Source organism: Pseudomonas sp. MWU13-2862, assembly GCF_023242495.1.
GTDB classification, from domain to species: Bacteria; Pseudomonadota; Gammaproteobacteria; order Pseudomonadales; family Pseudomonadaceae; genus Aquipseudomonas; species Aquipseudomonas gingeri_D.
On sequence record NZ_JALMEZ010000001.1, the window covers coordinates 490,409 to 508,573 of the forward strand.

14 protein-coding genes and 1 other RNA gene are annotated in these 18,165 nt (G+C 55.7%); 8 read left to right on the plus strand and 7 right to left on the minus strand.

The annotated features are described in order from the left end of the window. Positions 1–2: 2 nt before the first annotated feature. The 7 genes from M5C56_RS02290 (at position 3) to M5C56_RS02320 (ending at position 6,710) form a co-directional block, all read left to right on the plus strand. Entirely contained in the window at positions 3–824 is an 822-nt protein-coding gene (locus tag M5C56_RS02290) for a helix-turn-helix transcriptional regulator (RefSeq protein WP_103496693.1), read from the plus strand. A gap of 768 nt (positions 825–1,592) precedes the next feature. After that, a complete protein-coding gene (locus M5C56_RS02295; protein ID WP_247263003.1) occupies positions 1,593–2,456 on the plus strand; it encodes an McbB family protein in 864 nt (287 codons plus the stop codon). Then, positions 2,453–3,247: a SagB/ThcOx family dehydrogenase gene (locus M5C56_RS02300; RefSeq protein ID WP_103496691.1), complete on the plus strand. Its 795-nt coding sequence runs from the start codon at positions 2,453–2,455 to the stop codon at positions 3,245–3,247. Before M5C56_RS02295 ends, M5C56_RS02300 begins: the two co-directional genes overlap by 4 nt. After that, positions 3,244–4,443 carry a YcaO-like family protein gene (locus M5C56_RS02305; protein ID WP_247263004.1) on the plus strand — a complete coding sequence of 400 codons (1,200 nt, stop codon included), beginning with the start codon at positions 3,244–3,246 and terminating at the stop codon, positions 4,441–4,443. The genes M5C56_RS02300 and M5C56_RS02305 overlap by 4 nt, the downstream gene beginning before the upstream one ends. Positions 4,444–4,454: 11 nt before the next feature. Then, positions 4,455–5,198 (plus strand): ABC transporter permease, encoded by a 744-nt coding sequence (locus M5C56_RS02310; RefSeq protein ID WP_103496690.1) that lies wholly within the window; start codon positions 4,455–4,457, stop codon positions 5,196–5,198. Then, positions 5,198–5,902 carry an AAA family ATPase gene (locus tag M5C56_RS02315; protein ID WP_103496689.1) on the plus strand — a complete coding sequence of 235 codons (705 nt, stop codon included), beginning with the start codon at positions 5,198–5,200 and terminating at the stop codon, positions 5,900–5,902. Before M5C56_RS02310 ends, M5C56_RS02315 begins: the two co-directional genes overlap by 1 nt. Before the next feature lie 166 nt (positions 5,903–6,068). Continuing rightward, complete coding sequence (locus tag M5C56_RS02320; RefSeq protein WP_103496688.1) at positions 6,069–6,710, plus strand: hypothetical protein; 642 nt, start codon at positions 6,069–6,071, stop codon at positions 6,708–6,710. Between the two features lie 257 nt (positions 6,711–6,967). Here M5C56_RS02320 and ffs read toward each other — a convergent pair. After that, positions 6,968–7,064: signal recognition particle sRNA small type (ffs, locus tag M5C56_RS02325), an RNA gene on the minus strand. A 225-nt stretch (positions 7,065–7,289) separates the two neighbouring features. Next, a complete protein-coding gene (locus M5C56_RS02330) occupies positions 7,290–7,604 on the minus strand; it encodes a hypothetical protein (protein ID WP_103496687.1) in 315 nt (104 codons plus the stop codon). Positions 7,605–8,337: 733 nt separating this feature from the next. Between M5C56_RS02330 and M5C56_RS02335 the strand changes: the two genes are divergently transcribed. After that, a complete protein-coding gene (locus M5C56_RS02335; RefSeq protein WP_103496740.1) occupies positions 8,338–8,736 on the plus strand; it encodes a type VI secretion system amidase immunity protein Tai4 in 399 nt (132 codons plus the stop codon). 97 nt (positions 8,737–8,833) lie between these two features. On the opposite strand, the gene M5C56_RS02340 is transcribed toward M5C56_RS02335, so the two are convergent. The 5 genes from M5C56_RS02340 to M5C56_RS02360 all read right to left on the minus strand — a co-directional run bounded on the left by M5C56_RS02340 (position 8,834) and on the right by M5C56_RS02360 (position 18,002). Then, the gene (locus tag M5C56_RS02340; protein ID WP_103496686.1) at positions 8,834–10,000 is read right to left on the minus strand and encodes a putative zinc-binding metallopeptidase; all 1,167 of its coding nucleotides are present in this window, start codon (positions 9,998–10,000) and stop codon (positions 8,834–8,836) included. 287 nt (positions 10,001–10,287) lie between these two features. After that, positions 10,288–12,645, minus strand: coding sequence for an NAD-dependent DNA ligase LigA (gene ligA / locus M5C56_RS02345; protein WP_103497395.1), 2,358 nt, complete (start codon positions 12,643–12,645; stop codon positions 10,288–10,290). A gap of 98 nt (positions 12,646–12,743) precedes the next feature. Then, positions 12,744–13,589, minus strand: a complete 846-nt coding sequence (gene zipA / locus M5C56_RS02350) for a cell division protein ZipA (RefSeq protein WP_103497394.1) — start codon at positions 13,587–13,589, stop codon at positions 12,744–12,746. Positions 13,590–13,851: 262 nt separating this feature from the next. Continuing rightward, on the minus strand, positions 13,852–17,340 hold the full coding sequence (smc, locus tag M5C56_RS02355) for a chromosome segregation protein SMC (RefSeq protein WP_103497393.1): 3,489 nt from the start codon (positions 17,338–17,340) through the stop codon (positions 13,852–13,854). Positions 17,341–17,342: 2 nt separating this feature from the next. Further along, the gene (locus M5C56_RS02360) at positions 17,343–18,002 is read right to left on the minus strand and encodes a GntR family transcriptional regulator (RefSeq protein ID WP_103497392.1); all 660 of its coding nucleotides are present in this window, start codon (positions 18,000–18,002) and stop codon (positions 17,343–17,345) included. Positions 18,003–18,165 lie beyond the last annotated feature (163 nt).

Sequence of the window (18,165 nt, forward strand, 5' to 3'; positions counted from 1 at the left end):
CCATGAACGCCCCCGCCGGCATCCAGCATCGCCAAAGCCGTATCGGCGCCAGTGTCATACAGGCGCGCCAGCCCCATGCACTGCAACGGGTGCCGATTTTCGTCACCACCCTGTGCCGTGTCCGCCAGGGCGAAAAGCTGATGGGCTGGGATGATCGGCAAATGCGCGTGGGTCCACGGCATCTGATCCTGATGCCGGCGGGGTGCGAAGTGGGGATCAGCAACTATCCCGGGGCACAGGGTTACTACATCGCCGATGCAGTGACCTTTCCCACGGAGTTGTTGCGGGCCTTCAGCGTTCGTTACAGCCAGCAGATCAATACTTTCCCCGGACGCGCGGCGACACAGGAGTTGTGCGTACCGCTGGATCGGCATACGACCCAGGCCTGGGAAAACCTGCTGGACTGCATCAACGCCGACTCGCCGGATGCCTTGCGCACCCATTATGCGGAAGCGGTGTTGTTGGCGTTGGCCCTGGGCGGTTGGGCCGGCCCGGTGCTACTGGACCGTCGAGATCCGCTGTGTGAGCGCGTGCAGCAGATTGTCATGAGCGATCCGGCACGGGACTGGACCGTTGCCAGTGTCGCCGAGCGCCTGAACCTCGGTGCTTCGACATTGCGCCGGCAGTTGGCGAACGAGGACGATAGCTTCAGCAATATCCTGGAGAACGTCAGGCTGGGGATGGCGTTGCAGTGGTTGCAGGTCACTCCGCGACCCATCGGGGAAATTGCAGCAGCCAGTGGTTATGCTTCGGCTTCACGGTTTGCGGTGCGGTTTCGCAAGCATTATGGGTTGTCGCCGCGGGAGCTGCGGGCGGTGTTGTAACCCAAGACAAAGATAAACCCGCTAAATCTCTTCGTTTATTTAGATTCTATAAAGCGCCTTCTATTCAAAAAATAGAGTTGCAGACATGGCCTCATGCCGTCTTTCTCGCAACACTCTAACCTTGCACCACTAAATCAATAGCGATCGTTGAACCGAACAGCAATCTCGAAAATAGAAATTTTTCGAAGACCGTTCGTCGCCTCACGAACAGAAGCCATCTTCATTTAGCGTATGAAACAGCCTACAAAAATCTAGTGCTCCGCTTCATAAAGCTTGTTTTAGACAATCCGTAATCTCGCTAAAGAAATAGCGACTCCCTTTACTTCCCAAGAGCCCGGCGAAATTTCCTACAGACAAACCTATCCGTGTTTGACGCAGCCACAGCATAGAAACTATAGCTACTACTGTAGTTGGTGAAAACAGCTACTCACATCAACAGTACGTAGGAGCAACATAATAATGAGCACCGAAATTTTCGGAGAAATACTCTTCAACTTTAAAAATGGCCCAAGCTTCGACAAGAGCCCTCAAGCCAACAATGGCGGATCAGGTGGCCAAGGTGGATGCGGTGGCAGTGGCGGGTGCGGTGGTGGCGGTGGCTGTAATGGAGGTAGCGGCGGAAGCGGAGGGTCCGGGGGGAATGCAATTACCAGCCATGAGAAAAGCCCAAGACTAGAAACTTCATGTGAAGGCTAAACCTCATAACCCTACCAAGGTTGCTGCGCGGCAAGCTCAGCAACCTTGGCAGCAAGATCAAGGAGGCGCCCGGTGAATATAAGCATACACAACTACGAAATACTGAACTTCCCTAAAGAAAATCTCATCGTGTCAGAAATGGGAGTTTCGAAAATAAGCTCCCCTTCTTTGCTAAACGCACTAAAAACAATAAAAAATCGAAACCAAAGCAACATATCCAAAGAAGAAATAAATGACATATTAGTAGAGAACGGGCTTGATTCGGAAGCGGCTTTTTCCTTCATGAAAAAAGCCTTGCTGATCAAAAAATCAATCCATGAATACTACTTTAAAAAAATAATATTTATTCACAACCTGAATGACGAAGCAGTTGAGAATATTCTAACTCCTGAAATATGCCTCCCTGTTGAGTTCCATCACATATATTCAACAACCCGTAAGCTCGACAACAATAGCCGAGATTTTATTTTTATTCTCTGCAAAGACTACGACTATGGCCGTCTGAAAAAATTATACTTCGAAATGGCATCTACTGCCCCACAAAGCGCCCTATCGGTAGGGACAATGATAGGAAACTCTTTCTGCATCAGCCCACCTTATATTGCCGAGATCGGCAATCCCTGTCACTTCTGCAATGTAGATCGACTAGAGTTCAATGATCAATTAAACCCAAGAGACAGTAGCTGGATAAAGCTATTCACGTTTTTCAAGGATCGAAACTCACCCATTCCATCCAGCCAACACACGCTTCTCCAAAAGAGCCTAATTTTTGGAGCTGTTGCCAACCACATAAATTTTTACACCACATCCAAAAACGAAAGCTGCCATCAAGACAGCCTCTTTCTTACATCATACGTAGATATCAGCAAAGGACTCATCACCGAAGAAAATCTATCCCACTGGTTCATGTGTGATTGTTTGAGGTCAACCAAATGAAAACCATTCCTCACGATTATTATTTAAAATTCATGGATCCGAAGGTGTTCGAATACGTACAGAACTTTCATAACAAGGAAAACTATACCCTCCATGAAGCCTTCGAAGGCATCACCTACCTGCATCAACTAAATGAGGAACAACTCGATCTTCTGTGCGCGAACGAGCTAAGCCTGTATCCAGACCTAGGCTTAACACAGCCTCTGCCTGAAAATATAAAAAAAATAAATATATCTTACAGAAACGAATCCTGCGATTTTTTTGAACCTTCAACGTTAGATTTTTCAACCATCCAACAACTGATCGCTACGCTCCTGACAAAAAACAACAATTCAAAAAAAAGAAACTACCCAAGCGGAGGCGCGCTTTATCCAATAGAAACCTTCATATGCTCGTTAAATGATGAAAATGAAGACTGGCCTCACCCTCAAAAAATCTTACACCTACTCCCCGCCTCAAAGTCCCTTGAGATCATGCAAAATAGCTGTAGCACTCAGCATTTAAAGAAAACCATACTCTCCAACATACAAAGCATCGGCAGCCCCAGCATAGCGCTCATTTATGTCGCCTATTTGCCAAAAACCTTATTCAAATACAGATACCGCGGATACCGCCTGGCCTTAATGGAGGTAGGTTCAATCTATATGTTAATAGAGCTCCGAGCGGCGAGCCTTGGGCTGAGCTGCAGGTTATGGTCCGGCTACACAGACCATATGTTATCGAAAGCGATAGGGTTGAACCCTGCTCTATTTGCGCCGATGTGCGTCCATTTAATCGGAGCAAAAAAATGAATATCATAAACAACGATTTTGGAATCACATTCCCCAATCAAATAAGTTATCAACCTTCCGCGACGCTCGACTTCCCATCCATTACTGAGGTATTTGACTTCCACCTGAATACTGGCTCTGGCATCGGTATAGGCTCAAGCGCCATCAACGCCGCCATGGGGGAATATTTTGAAAGGCGGCACTTTTACATGGAGATTTTTCCAACCTCAGAAAACACCCTTTCTAGCAGCCTCACCAACAAAGAAGTCAAATCTTTTACTCAAGCCTTCCGCCAGACCAATTTCAAAAACCTTAAAACCGCCGATTTGACGTCACACAAATACAAATTAACGAACGTTTCAAGACTCGCTGACTTCACACCATGTGCTATCCCAACAGCCTGTATCTCTCTGAATGCATTGCTATTAGGTAGCGATAATGAAATTTATCCATCGAGAGACACCTGTGGCTGCAGTTTTCACTGGAGCGCCGAGGAATCAATGTTCGGAGCATTGAAAGAAAATCTGGAGCGACAATTTTTATCCAGATTTTGGCTTACCCGAAAATGCTCCGCCGTCTTAGAGGCCACAGAAATATTAAGCTCCCTAAAACATCACACTCTGACCAAATTACACGAAGCACTATGTAAATCAGGAGAACTCATAGCCTTTGACATATCCGACAACAAATTCCCAGGCAAGTGCCTACTCATCATTTATGGGCAGAAGAAAAAAACTCGTAACGTACAATATTGCGCAGGATTGTCCTATGCAGAAAATGAAGCAATGGCCTTGGAAAAGGCGATTAGCGAACTGTGGCAAACCTTTCGATTTATGAACCTATTTTCCAGCGCCAATGGAAAACCGCACAAACTCCACGACCCTTATATAAAATATTTCTTAAGCTGCAACAACCACAGAACATTTAAAACCATAAACAACCCCATTATAAATCCCGACAACAACAAACACACCCTCCTCCCTTTCAACTTCAAAGGCGTCAGACAAGCAGTTATAGACCAAGATATATCCGGCTATCTTTATACAAAAACACACCTTCTGAACGGCACCCTTTGCACAATGAGCAAATTTATTTCCCCTGATTTATTCATGCACATGGACAACTCAAAAAATATAAACATAAATAATAAATACTCATCTCAATTCAAGCACGACATAATCCCTGAACGAAAATCGATGATGGTTCCATTTCCATAAAGGATAACCCCATGCAAAGTCGAATTATTTTCCGTTCAAGTCATTTGGCATGGCTTTTCATAAAAGAGCAACTCAAGGAGCCCATTGCCTTATTCTGGATTATTATTTCGCCGTGTGCCGCTTTCTATCTCCTGGCCCTGTCCAGAGGCTGGATGAATTCAGTCTCAGGGGATTACATCGAGCACACAGCCTGGTTCTATGCCTACATTTCTTCCAATGTTGCCTTGTTTGGATTCTCCTTTTACATCATAGGCCGTCGAGAAAGCGGCTACATTCGGTCATTCATTTACAATCACGAAGCGAAACGAATCTTTATTCTGGCCCAAGCCCTCGCCTACTCGGTCATTGCCATGATTTATTGCGTCGTGTTTTACCTTGCCACTCGCCCGCCCTTCGGTGCTTACTCCACCTTGGAACTCCTGGGTATCATTTCGAGATTTTATATTTGCTACCTACTATTCTGCTCAATCGGCATCTACTTCAGCTTCCTCCCACTAAACTTCCAAAACGCAAATACCCTATTCTCTATTTTTTCATTCGCCCTTCTGATCCTTGGTCTATCCGGTTCGCTTTCAACGACACCTTTACTTGAAGCTGTCAATCTGGGCAACCCCTTATTGCACGCCACCGAGCTGATTGAGAACGGTTTCAAAAGAAAAACGACATTCACCCTACTCACTTTATTTTTATTCGTTTCAAGCCTGCTTATCACTATCAAATTTTTGCGCATCAACCCTGTCTGGAGCCGCTACTAATGAAAAACCTAACGATAGATTCAATAGATTTCAAGTATCACGATCGAATAATTTTCGAAAACGCAACAATGACGATACGCCCCGGCACCATTATCGGGGTACTGGGTCCAAATGGATCTGGAAAAACGACACTCTTTGATATCATCTGCAAACTGAAGACGCCTTGTAGAGGGGATGTCCGAAACAGCTTCTCAAAAGAGCTCTATCTATCTCAGATACTCATGACACCGCCTGCACTACGCATGTTCGATATCTTCGAAATGACCAACCTGCTTTGCTCCTCTACACAGAATACCCAGTCGCAAACACTCCACAAGCTTTCACAATGGAGTCCCGGCATCATCAATCGCTACAAAGAGATCTGGAAAAAAAAGTCTGCTTTATGCAGTTATGGAGAAAAGCGCTGGTTTTTTGCCCTTTCGCTCTTGTCAATAGACGCGGATCTCATCATCCTGGACGAACCCACTGCAGGTGTCGATCCAGAATTTCGTCACTATATCTGGCAGTGTCTGCACGGAGCAGCCAAAAGAGGTGCCGCTATTCTGGTTTCCTCGCACAATGTCGATGAAATTATTAACCACTGCGACTACTTTTATATGTTAAGTCAAAAGCGGTTCAAGCGATTTGACGACCGCCACACTTTCATGGAAACCTATGATGCGAAATCACTTGATGAGGCGTTTATAAAAGCTGCAGCTTTTTAAGGCAACGCCTCGACAGCCCTGAGCTTGAGCTCGGAAATATTTCATCATATTTGATTACTTGTCCGCCCACCAATCTATAAATACCATTCTCTCCATTCACAAAATACTACACACCCACTGGCACTTTCCTTGGTGCCGGGTATTTTCGCAACAACTGGAGATCATTATGAACGGCCACAACCTGACTTTTAGGAACAATCCGATATGGTATGTCGCTCAGCGAGCGATAAACAATGTGTCGTGGTTTATGAAGGATCAGGCGAACAGCACGAACCAACAGCGAAACAGAGTCCTTAATACCGTCAAATCAGGCGCCTTCGACCTGCTGGGTGACGGGCAGGCGAAAGAAGTCATACTGGCACCAACCGGCAACCCTACGCATACCGATCCCTTGGTCACCGCCTACTGGTGCCCCTTTATTCAAGGCAATGTATTGCCTGGTTTTGTCGATATACCACGGCATAATCCACAGCATAATTTTGTATTCACTGCCGCCATGAACGGGTGCGCGCTGGTCACAACAACCTCTCCGGCCGGCAGCAACATGCTCAGAATTTATCATCACCAACATCCAGACAGCGCAACTATCAATCAACTGATCCTGGCCCAGGGACAATCCATTCTTTCCTGCATTGACGCCAGTGACTATTGCCGTAGCGACCAGAAATATCCTGCGCCCAACGCGTTCAACTTTCTGTTCTACAAAGAGGGCAAATGGAAGTATGTCGTGCAACCGCAAATTTTTAATATGCTGACCCATGAGGTCGCGTTGAATCCAGCCATGCAACCGAAGGTAGTGGATGTCTGATATCCCATTTTTCTCCCCACCCTTACCCCCCTGGACATCTCTGATATCACACGAGAGTCGTCAAACGAAGGTAACAGCCTTATAGAACATCCCGCCAGGTTCCGTGTGGCGTCCGGATTTTTGGCACGAGCCAGGGTGCCAAGGCTTCGGATCGAATCTTGAATTTCGGACGTGGAAAATCGAAGCGCCGATCTTGATCTGGCACTTTGACTGATATTCAGGGGGATAAGCTTTGATGGTGGGCGTTATGGAGGCAACCCCACCAGCCACACCCCGGCACACAATGTTCCCGCTGTGGCTGCTTCCTTCCGGATCTGACCAGGTTCACGGGTAATCGTTGCGGGGGGACCGATGGGGTCACCATAACGACGCCCGCCTGACGGCGAGCCGCGCCATTGTACCTAGATAACGAGAAGTTACAACCGCTTGGCGTCGATAAAAATTCGATGAGGGTCAAGTACTTGTCGGCGTCTGGTGTGTGGCGGTCCTCAGCGTGGATCAGGCCCAGCGGCCTGCCAGGGATGGCGGCGGTGGATTCACTGCCGTCATCGCCAGCAAGCTCGCTCCTACAGGGATAGGTCAGGCTGGTAGTGCTTGCTTGTCCAGCAGCTTATCCACACGACTCAAGGCCAGATCGACCAGGTGCACCACGCCCAAGGCCAGCTTGCGATTGGAACCCTGCAGGTTGTCCGCGCACTCGTAAGCCGTGGCTGAGGCGGACTGGAGGATTTCGTCGATTTGAGCCAGGGCATCTTCGGTCGTCAGCTGTTCGCGTCGACGTCGCGAGACGTTGTCCGGTGGCAGTTCGTAATGGGCGAACGCTCGCTCAATCGCCAGTTGGCTGGCAAGAGACGACAGGTCTTCACTTGGGGGATTGGGGGTGATCTTGAACATACGGGTGCACCTCTTTCTTGCTGATTGAGAGAGGCCGTCACCGTTTGCTTGCACGCAAAGAGGGTGGCAGCTATACGCAGGTGTGCAAGACCGGGGCAAGAAGAGGCGCACTACCCGGCAGATCCCGAAGATCTCCCACGTACAGCCGCCATAACACCAAACTCCAGACATGAAGATGCCCAAAGGTAGTGGTGGCGTTGATGCGCCTTATCTCGCAGTCCGGACTTGCACGTCCGTGTCACCGATTTTGCGGTGACGGAATGCAGACTAGCCGCCGGTTCGAACAGGCGCAACGGGCTGGGATTTTCTAGGAAATTTCAGGCAAGTGAAAGGGATCTTTCGACAATTCAGGCTTGGAACAGGGGCATGCAGGTAGCGGTTACCACCGTCGATCTATCAAGCGGTGGTTGATAGGCCCACTCACCTCAACTAGCAGAAAAATCCACCGCATTAAGGGATTTTTCTGACTTAAGGCGAGTCAATAAGGCAGTCGTTTGGCCCCTGCCGCCTCAGCACAATGATCGATATGACCTACGCTTTATCCGGCCCCTGCCTGCCAGACTGCCGCCCCCCCCATGGGCAATGCCATCACGACGATTTGGCTGAATATTCAAAACAAGGACGTAAAGATGAAAAGAGTGCCCTTCCACTGCTATTTCAACGAGCCCGGGGCGCACTTCTGGAGCTTGCTGTGAACAAGGTTCTATTGGGCATCCTGCCAGCCTCCATCCTGATGCTGCTGACATCCGTGGCTTATGCGAAGGACGATGCAGCCACTTCTCCAGAGGCCGGTGCACGTACCTATGGGCAAAATTACAAGGACATGGTCCTGGCGACCTGTATTGCAGATGCCTACAAGGGCGACAAGCAGGTCGCCGTTGACGCGGGAAGCAGCGTCAGCGCATTACGCGACTGGACCGAATACGATCTGGAAAAGGCTCCTGACGCAATCAAGTCTCTGGTGGATCGCTACCTGGCCCGCGACTATCACAACCCGCTGGTTGAGCCGGAGGTTCAGGGCGTGCGTTTCGATCTGCTGAAATGTCTGGACCTGTATCACAGCAAGGAGCTGGATGCGCAGATCAAGAGCCTGGTGTTCCACCCGAAACGGATTTACAGGCAGGACAAGTGAGGCGTCAGTACTGACGCGGGTCTCTGGAACAACGCGGCGCTCTCACGGCCATCGCCGGCAAGCCGGCTCCCACAGGGAGAGCGCCAAGGCCAGCCGGCTATGACACCTGCAACACCTCATCCGCCCGGCCACCCTCCTCCTGGATCACGAGGTGGATGAAGTGCAGCTTGGCGATGGTCGCCGGCGGCAGCACAAACGGGTAGAAATCCGGCTGGCCCATGCTGCGGGACAGTTCGTTGAGCATGCCCGCCAGTTCGATCCAGGCGTTGACGAACGACAGGAACGCCGGCCCCTCCGGATGTTGCGGGTCGTAGAGCGCGCTCAGGGGAAACGACGGGTAGTCGAAATCCGATTCCTTGGCACTCATGCCAAAGCCCAGTGCCGTGTCCACCGCGTCCATCATGTGCAGGTAATGCGCCCAGGTCTCAGCCCAGTCTTCCCAGGGATGCATGGTCGCGTAAGCGCTGACGAAGTGTTGCGGCCAGTCCTGCGGCGCACCCTGCTGGTAATGGCGCTCCAGGGCGTCGGCATAGCTGGCGCGCTCGTCACCGAACAGGCCGCGAAACGGTTCCAGCCAGTGACTGTTGGCAATCAGCCGATCCCAGTAGTAATGACCTACTTCATGGCGGAAATGGCCGAGCAAGGTGCGGTACGGCTCGCGCATCTGCACGCGGACTTTTTCCCGGTGCTCGTCGTCGGCTTCCTTGATGTCGAGGGTGATCAGGCCGTTGGCGTGGCCGGTCATGGGGGCCTTGCCTTCCAGGTCGACACCGACAAAATCGAAGGCCAGGCCGTTTTCTTCGTCCCAGGTTTTCGGGATGACTCGCAGGCCCAGGGTGATCAGTTGGGCCACCAGGCGGCGCTTGGCGGTTTCGACCTTGCGCCAACGCTCGGGATTTTCCGTGATGGACAGGTCGGGGATGGTCCGGTTGAGGGCGCACGCGGTGCACAGGGCGCTGCCGTGGGCGTAGGGAATCACCCAGTTGCAGGCGGCCGCGGTGTCGAGGTTGGCGCAGCGGCGGAACAGGCCTGCGTCGGGGTCGGTGTCCAGTTGCCAGCTCTCTGGGTAGGGGCCGGGTTGGAGGGATGACAGTACACTGCCCTGAGGCTCGTAGCCCAGGGCCGCGGAACAGGCCAGGCATTGGCTGTTGCGGAAGAATACCGATTGATCGCAACGGCAACGCCAGACCTTGCTGTTGCGCGAGGGTTCGCTGATGAAGGGCGCGGCGATGCGGGAACTGAGTTGTTCGAAGAACCGGTACATGGCGATCTCTCCAGGGGCCTGCCTAGACTAGATCATTGGGCGCGGTGGTGGGTTCCCTGATGCAGGGAAGAAACATCGGCGGTCGGAACGTGGCTCGCCGCGGAAGATTTGGTGGCCTCAAGGGCCTCTTCGCGGGCAAGCCCTGCTCCTACAGTTTCGTGTCGGATGAAAGTTGTGTGTACGACCTAGGCCTGTAGGAGCATGGCTTGCCAGCGAAGCTTTTGGCGGCCTCCAGGACGCCATCGCCAGCAAGCCGACTCCTACAGGAGATTGCGGCACTTTCGGGCTTAGACCTCGATACCACGGCCCTTCAGGAACGCCACGAACGCCTCTTCATCCAGCACCTTGAGCCCCAGTTCGTTAGCCTTCGCCAGTTTCGAGCCGGCACCCGGGCCCGCCACCACGCAGTGGGTCTTGACCGAGACCGAGCCCGCCACCTTGGCCCCCAGGCTTTCCAGCTTGTCCTTGGCCACATCACGGCTCATCAACTCCAACGAGCCAGTCAGCACCCAGGTCTGCCCCGCCAGCGGCAAGCCTTCCACAGCCTTTTTCTCGCTCTGCCAATGCATGCCGAAATCACGCAGTTGCGCTTCAATCGCCAAGGCTCGCCGGGCATTCTCCGGCTGGGCGAAGAACTCACGCACGGCATTGGCCGGCTTTTCACTCAAGGTCTGGCGCAGATCCAGCCAGTCCGCCGCGATAACGCCTTCGACCGAACCGAACTTGGTCGCCAGCTTTTCCGCCGCCGTCGGCCCCACCGAGCTGATATCCAGCTTGGCGATCAGCCCGCCCAGGGTAGTGCTGGCGGCAAACTCGGCGCCCAGTTCACCCTGGTCCTGCAATTCCAGTCCGCGTTCCAGCAGTTGCGCGATAACCGTGCGGTTGTGTTCATCTTCAAAGAAGCTGTGAATCTCGTAGGCCACTTCCATGCCCACATCCGGCAGGTAGGTCAGGACCGACGGCAGCGCCTGCATGACCCGCTCCAGCGAGCCGAGGGTACGTGCCAGGACCTTGGCCGTTTCCTCGCCCACATCGGGAATACCCAGGGCATAGATAAACCGCGCCAGGCTCGGTTTCTTGCTGTCGGCAATCGCTTCCAGCAGGTTGCGTGTCGACAGTTCGGCAAAGCCTTCCAGGTCGACGATCTGCTCGTATGCCAGGGTGTAGAGATCCGCCGGCGAGGCGATCAGTTTTTCATCCACCAACTGCTCGATAGTCTTGTCGCCCAGGCCTTCGATATCCATGGCCCGACGGGAGACAAAGTGGATGATCGCCTGCTTGAGCTGCGCGCCACAGGCCAGCCGGCCAACGCAGCGATACACCGCGCCTTCGCTGACTGTCTCGCGACCCTTGCTGCGCTTGACCAGTTGCGTGCGCTCGACATGGGAGCCACACACCGGGCAGCTTTCCGGGATCTGCACTGCGCGGGCATTGTCCGGGCGCCGTTCGGTCACGACCTGCACCACTTGCGGAATCACGTCGCCGGCCCGGCGAATGATCACGGTGTCGCCAATCATCAGTCCCAGACGGGCCACTTCATCCATATTGTGCAAGGTGGCGTTGGACACGGTCACGCCCGCGACCTTGACCGGCTTCAGTCGGGCCACGGGGGTGACGGCACCGGTACGACCGACCTGGAATTCCACGTCGAGCAATTCGGTAAGTTCTTCCATGGCCGGAAACTTGTGAGCAATCGCCCAACGCGGCTCACGAGCACGGAAACCCAGTTCACGCTGGGACGCCAGGCTGTTGACCTTGAACACCACACCGTCGATTTCGTAGGGCAGCGCGTTACGCCGCTCACCGATATCGCGGTAATAATCCAGGCACTCGCCGATACCTTTCGCCAGCTTCAGTTCACGACTGACCGGCATGCCCCAGGCCTTGAGTTGCTGGAGGTTGCCGATATGGGTGTCGGCAATCTCGGCGGACACCTGGCCCAGGCCGTAGCAGCAGAACTCCAGCGGACGGCTGGCGGTGATCTTCGAGTCCAGCTGGCGCAGGCTGCCGGCTGCGGCATTGCGCGGGTTGGCAAAGGTCTTGCCGCCGGCTTCCAGCTGCGAGGCGTTCAGACGCTCGAAGCCGGCCTTGGACATAAAGACTTCACCACGTACCTCCAGGGTCGCCGGCCAGCCGCTGCCGTGAAGCTTGAGGGGGATGTTGCGCACGGTGCGCACGTTGACGCTGATATCTTCGCCGGTGGTGCCGTCGCCACGGGTGGCGCCACGGACCAGGGCGCCGTCCTGGTACAGCAGGCTGACCGCCAGGCCGTCGAGCTTGGGTTCACAACTGTATTCAACTTCGGCGCCGCCACCGAACAGGTCGCCGGTCGGCAGGTCGAGGCCTTCGCTGACCCGACGATCGAACTCACGCATATCGGTTTCTTCGAAGGCGTTGCCCAAGCTGAGCATGGGGATTTCATGCCGGACCTGGGTGAAGGCCGACAGTGCCGCGCTGCCGACGCGCTGGGTCGGTGAGTCGGCGCTGACCAGTTCCGGATGCTCGGCCTCCAGGGCCTTGAGTTCGTGGAACAGGCGATCGTACTCGGCGTCCGGAATGCTCGGCTCGTCGAGGACGTGGTAACGGTAGTTGTGCTGATCCAGTTCAGCGCGCAGCTCTAGAATCCGGGTGTGGGCGGCGGTCATGGAGTTCTCTCAAAAGCAAAAAGAGCAGCCGAGGCTGCTCAATATGTTAGTGCGGTAGGAGCCGGTTCGCTGGCGATGAGCGCAAAGCGCTCAGCCATTCAACGCTTCTGGGTCAAGGCGCGACGTTCGAACTCGACGATGCGCTGACGGTAGTGCTCGATGGTCTGGGCGGTCAGCACACTACGCTGGTCATCCTTCAGTTCGCCATTGAGCTCTTGTGACAATTTGCGAGCGGCGGCGACCATCACGTCGAACGCCTGCTTCGGATGACGCGGGCCCGGCAGACCGAGGAAGAAGCTCACCGCCGGGGTGGTGAAGTGGTCGATATCGTCGAGATCGAAGACACCCGGTTTCACCGCATTGGCCATGGAGAACAGCACCTCGCCGTTACCCGCCATGCTTTCGTGACGATGGAAAATATCCATCTCGCCGAAACGCAGGCCGCTTTCCAGAATGTTCTGCAACAGCGCCGGGCCTTTGAAACCGTTGGTGTCGCGGCTGATCACACTGATCACCAAGACTTCTTCCGCCGTTGGCTGTTCCTTTTCCTGACGCGCCGCCGGCTTGTTGCCTTCCTCGGGGAAGTCATCGTCGCGGCTGCTGAAGCTCGGGCCTTCATCCAGGTCCAGGTTCAAATCGCCCTGGCTCGGCTCGCCACCACGCTTGCCGCGCTTGGACGGCTTCTCGCGGCCTTCACGCGCCGGCATGCTCACGGACGGCAGGTCACGCTCGTCCAGCTGAGGTTCCTTGTGGGTGTCCAGCACCCGGGCCGGGCCCAGCAATTCGGCGCTGGTGTCCTCGTCCGGCAGGTTCGACAGGCTCCGGTCCAAACGGAACTTGAGCTTGCCCTTGCCACCGCGCATCCGGCGCCAGCCATCAAAAAGAATACCGGCAATGACTATGATGCCGATGACGATCAGCCACTCGCGCAGACCGATTTCCATGTAATCCCGTGCCTCTAAATAAATGGTTCTATGAAGAAAGGGCTGAAACCCCTTTAAAGCGTGGCGCCAACTCTATGTTCTGACAGGCATTTTTTCCCACGCACAAGAAAACTTGACATTAAATTAACACGACACAAGGAAACTTTACACCGTCTGTCGTACAGGCTTGCATTTATAAGTCCCCAAGGATCAGTGCTAGTTCCCACAATGCCCAAGGAAATCCCCTTACGCCTCGAATATCTTTGCCTCAACGGCGGACGATTCAGGCGTCCACCAGGGCCATGGCCTCCTCCACATCCACCGCCACCAGCCGTGAGCAACCCGGCTCGTGCATGGTCACGCCCATCAGTTGATCGGCCATTTCCATGGCGATCTTGTTGTGGGTGATATAGATGAACTGCACCGTTTGTGACATCTCTTTGACAAGTCGGGCATACCGTCCAACGTTAGCGTCATCCAACGGCGCGTCAACTTCGTCGAGCATACAAAACGGTGCCGGATTCAATTTGAAAATGGCAAACACCAGGGCCAGGGCTGTCAGGGCCTTTTCGCCGCCGGAGAGCAAATGGATGGTGCTGTTCTTCTTGCCCGGGGGCCGCGCCATGATGGTGACCCCGGTGTCGAGCAGATCATCACCGGTGAGCTCCAGGTAAGCGCTGCCGCCGCCGAACACTTTTGGAAACAAAGCTTGTATGCCGGCGTTGATCTGATCGAAGGTGTCCTTGAAGCGATTGCGGGTTTCCTTGTCGATCTTGCGAATCACGTTTTCCAGGGTATCGAGGGCTTCAACCAGGTCGGCGTTCTGGGCATCCAGGTAACGTTTACGCTCGGATTGTTGCTGGTATTCGTCGATGGCCGCGAGGTTGATCGCGCCCAACCGCTGGATGCGCGCGGCGATGCGTTCGAGTTCTTCCTCGGCTTCCTTCTCGCTGGCCTCGGCCGTCAGGGTGGCGAGCACGCCGTGCAGGTCGTAGCCGTCTTCCAGCAACTGATCCTGCAAGGTCTTGCGTCGTACGTTGAGGGCCTGCCATTCCATACGCTGCTGTTCGAGCTGGCCGCGAATCAGCTGTGACTGCTGTTCGGCCTGGCTGCGGCGTTTTTCGGCGTCACGCAACTCGCGGTCGGCGTCTTCCAGGGCGATCTGCGCGGTCTTGAGTTCGACGTCGACGCTCAGGCGCTTGTCGAGCAGTTCTTCGAGCTTGAGGCGCAGCTCTTCCAGCGGCGCCTCGCCCTCCTCCAGGTTCAGGCTCAGCTGCTCGCGTTTTTCGCTCAGGCGCTCGGATTGCAGTTCCAGGCGTTCCAGGGCCTGGCGGGTGGAATCATGCTGAGCCTTGAGGGAGCCGAGGCGTACCGCCAGTTGATGGGCATGGTCCTTGTGCTGGCGGGCTTCCTGGCGAACCCGATCGAGACGCTCGCGCAGGCTGTCGCGCTGGGCCAGCAGCAACTCGCGCTGCTCGGTGTCGACGGCCATGGTGTCGAGGGCCTCTTGCAGTTGCAGGCGGGCCTCACCGACTTCTTCGTGTTCCTGGGCACGCTGCTCGCCCAGTTCGCCCTGCTCTTCATCGAGACGGGTACGGCGCAATTGCAGTTGCTCGGCCTTGGCCTTGCTGGCCGACAGCTTGGCCTTCAACTCACCCTGCTGGCGGGCTTCGTCCTGCAGCAGACGGCGCAGATGCTCACGTCCAGTTTCCTGCTGGCGCTGGGTGGCGCGCAGGGTTTGTAAACGGGTTTCGAGGCTGGCCAGGGTTTCTTCACGCTCTTCACGCTCCAGGCCCAGGCGCTGGATTTCCTGACCCCGGGCAAGCACGCCGCTCTCGGCCTCGCTGGCCCGACGCACCCGCAGGAAATGCCGCCCGACCCAGAAACCGTCGCGACTGATCAGACTTTCCCCGGCCGCCAATTGACCGCGCAGGGACAAGGCTTGCTCAAGGCTTTCAACCGGCTTGACCTGACCCAGCCAGGGCGACAGATCGATATCCGCCTCGACCTTCTCCAGCAGGCTGCCCGACACCCGGGTGCCGTCCGGCGCGGGGCTGAGCAGACGCAGGTCGCCCTGCTGGAAACCGCCGAGGTCGAGACCGGCGAAATCATCCACCAGCACGGCCTGCAAGTCGGCGCCGAGCACGGTTTCCACCGCCAGTTCCCAGCCCGCCTCGACCTTCAAGCCTTCAGCCAGGCGCGGACGCTGCGCCAACTGCTGCTCACGCAGCCACTCGGCCGTGCCAGTGCCCGGATCGAGCGCCGCCTGCTGCAAGGCTTCGAGGGACGCCAGGCGGCCATTGAGGCGCTGCAAGTCGCCCTGGGCCTGTTGCTGGTCCTGCATGGCCTGCTGCAAATCTTGGCGCAGTTGTTCCAGGCGCTCGACCTGGCCTTCTTCGCTGGCCTGCAAATCTTCCAGGGTCTGCTCGCTCTCGGCCAACTGCTCGCTGAGTTCGAGGATGGCCGCGTCTTCCGGGTCCGCCGAGAGCAAGGCGCGCTCTTCGGCCAGACGCCGCTGGCGCTCGGCCAGACGTTCCATGCTGGTTTCCAGCTGCTGGATGCGCGACTGCTGGACTTCGGCCTGGCGCCGCGGCTCGGCCGAGCTCAGGTTGAAGTTGTCCCACTGTTCCTGCCAGCCGTGCATGGTGGTTTCCGACTCTTCCAACGCGGCGGCGGCTTCTTCGGCAGCGGCGCTGGTCACCTCCTGCTCGGGTTCGAGCATGGCCAGCTCTTCACCGAGGGTCGCCAGCAAGGTGCGGTCGTGCCCCAGGTGCGATTCGGTTTCCAGACGGGCGCGCTCGGCTTCACGCAGATCGTCCTGCAACTGGCGCAGACGCTGCTGGCCATGCTGGATGCTCTGCTCGACCCGGGCGATATCGCCACCGACCGAATAGAAGCGTCCCTGCACCAGATTGAAGCGTTCGGACAGCTCATGGTGCCCGTCCCGCAAACGCTCGATGCTGGCGTCGGCGTTGCGCTGCTCGGCCACCAGGGCTTCGAAGCTGATTTCCTGGTTGCCGATAATCGCTTCGCGCTGGCCGACCTGCTCGTTCAGTGCCTGCCAGCGCAGGGCCGACAGTTGGGCCTTGAGCTGACGCTCCTCGCCCTTGTATTCCTGATATTTCTCAGCGGCCTGGGCCTGACGGTGCAGGCGTTCGAGCTGGCGCTCCAGCTCTTCGCGCAGGTCGGTCAGGCGCGCCAGGTTTTCATGGGTGCGACGAATACGGTTTTCGGTCTCGCGACGGCGCTCCTTGTACTTGGAGATGCCCGCCGCTTCCTCGATGAAATTGCGCAGGTCCTCGGGCTTGGCTTCGATCAGCTTGGAGATCATCCCCTGCTCGATGATCGAGTAGCTGCGCGGACCCAGGCCGGTGCCGAGGAAGATATCGGTGATGTCCCGGCGCCGGCATTTGGTGCCGTTGAGGAAGTAGCTGTTCTGGCTGTCGCGGGTGACCTTGCGGCGAATGGAAATTTCCGCGTAGGCGGCGTATTCACCAATCAGGGTGCCGTCGGAGTTGTCGAACACCAGTTCGATGCTCGCCTGGCTTACCGGCTTGCGGCTGGTGGAGCCGTTGAAGATGACGTCGGTCATCGACTCGCCGCGCAGGTTCTTCGCCGAGCTCTCGCCCATCACCCAACGGACGGCGTCGATGATGTTCGACTTGCCGCAACCGTTGGGACCGACCACCGCCGCCATGTTACTGGGGAAGTTCACCGTGGTCGGGTCGACGAAGGATTTGAACCCCGCCAACTTGATGCACTTGAGCCGCACGCTTAGTCGACCGCCAGGGCAGACAGGACGATGTCGCAGCTACGCTGGGCGTAATTGGCCAGGACCGTGCGGATCAGCGGCAGGTCGCGGGCCATGACGGCGGCCAGCAGTTGCGCGAACAGGGTCAGGTATTCGCTCATTTCCGCCTTGCGCCGCTCCAGCGCCAGGTAATAGGCGCGGCTCATGGCCGGCTGCAGGTTCTCGACGGTTTCCTGCAGGTACGGGTTGTCGGCGAACGGAAAGGCCGCGCGCATCACATTGAAGCTGTCTTCGACGAAGGTGCGGATATCCGCGTTCTCGAAGCTGGCGCTCAGGCGCTGCTGCAGTTGCAGAAACGGCGCGAGGTCGGCCTGCTCCTTCCAGCGTTGGGCGACGGCATTGCCCAGCAGGATGTACAACTCACTCATCAGGGTGCACAGGCTCTGCACCTTGTGGGCGGTGAGCTCGGTGACATGGGCACCGCGCCGGGGCAGGATGGCAATCAGATGGCGGCGTTCGAGAATCAGCAGCGCTTCGCGTACGGAGCCACGGCTGACATTGAGCGCCAGCGTAACCTTCTGTTCCTGGATGCGCTCCCCGGGTTTGAGGTCGCCGCGAATAATGCGTTCGGCGAGGTGGTGAGCAATTTGCTCGGCGAGGCTGTCCGGCGCCTTGAACGTCATGGTTTTCCTTCAAAATCTTCGATCAGTGCAAGCGGCGCAGTGTAGCGCACTTGATACCGGGTGGCGCAGGGCTCCTGAGGCGGAATTTGGCACGAATCCCGCAATTATTTCAGCAGCTAGACTGGGAGAAAGCGCTCCATGCTTTCAATCGCGAGATTTTCCT

What these genes read in the sequence shown, in the direction of transcription:
- M5C56_RS02290 (WP_103496693.1), top strand. Translation starts at nt 3, where the DNA reads ATGAACGCCCCCGCCGGCATCCAGCATCGCCAAAGCCGTATCGGCGCC.
- M5C56_RS02300 (WP_103496691.1), top strand. Translation starts at nt 2,453, where the DNA reads ATGAAAACCATTCCTCACGATTATTATTTAAAATTCATGGATCCGAAG.
- M5C56_RS02305 (WP_247263004.1), top strand. Translation starts at nt 3,244, where the DNA reads ATGAATATCATAAACAACGATTTTGGAATCACATTCCCCAATCAAATA.
- M5C56_RS02310 (WP_103496690.1), top strand. Translation starts at nt 4,455, where the DNA reads ATGCAAAGTCGAATTATTTTCCGTTCAAGTCATTTGGCATGGCTTTTC.
- M5C56_RS02315 (WP_103496689.1), top strand. Translation starts at nt 5,198, where the DNA reads ATGAAAAACCTAACGATAGATTCAATAGATTTCAAGTATCACGATCGA.
- M5C56_RS02320 (WP_103496688.1), top strand. Translation starts at nt 6,069, where the DNA reads ATGAACGGCCACAACCTGACTTTTAGGAACAATCCGATATGGTATGTC.
- M5C56_RS02330 (WP_103496687.1), bottom strand. Translation starts at nt 7,604, where the DNA reads ATGTTCAAGATCACCCCCAATCCCCCAAGTGAAGACCTGTCGTCTCTT.
- M5C56_RS02335 (WP_103496740.1), top strand. Translation starts at nt 8,338, where the DNA reads ATGCTGCTGACATCCGTGGCTTATGCGAAGGACGATGCAGCCACTTCT.
- M5C56_RS02340 (WP_103496686.1), bottom strand. Translation starts at nt 10,000, where the DNA reads ATGTACCGGTTCTTCGAACAACTCAGTTCCCGCATCGCCGCGCCCTTC.
- ligA (WP_103497395.1), bottom strand. Translation starts at nt 12,645, where the DNA reads ATGACCGCCGCCCACACCCGGATTCTAGAGCTGCGCGCTGAACTGGAT.
- zipA (WP_103497394.1), bottom strand. Translation starts at nt 13,589, where the DNA reads ATGGAAATCGGTCTGCGCGAGTGGCTGATCGTCATCGGCATCATAGTC.
- M5C56_RS02360 (WP_103497392.1), bottom strand. Translation starts at nt 18,002, where the DNA reads ATGACGTTCAAGGCGCCGGACAGCCTCGCCGAGCAAATTGCTCACCAC.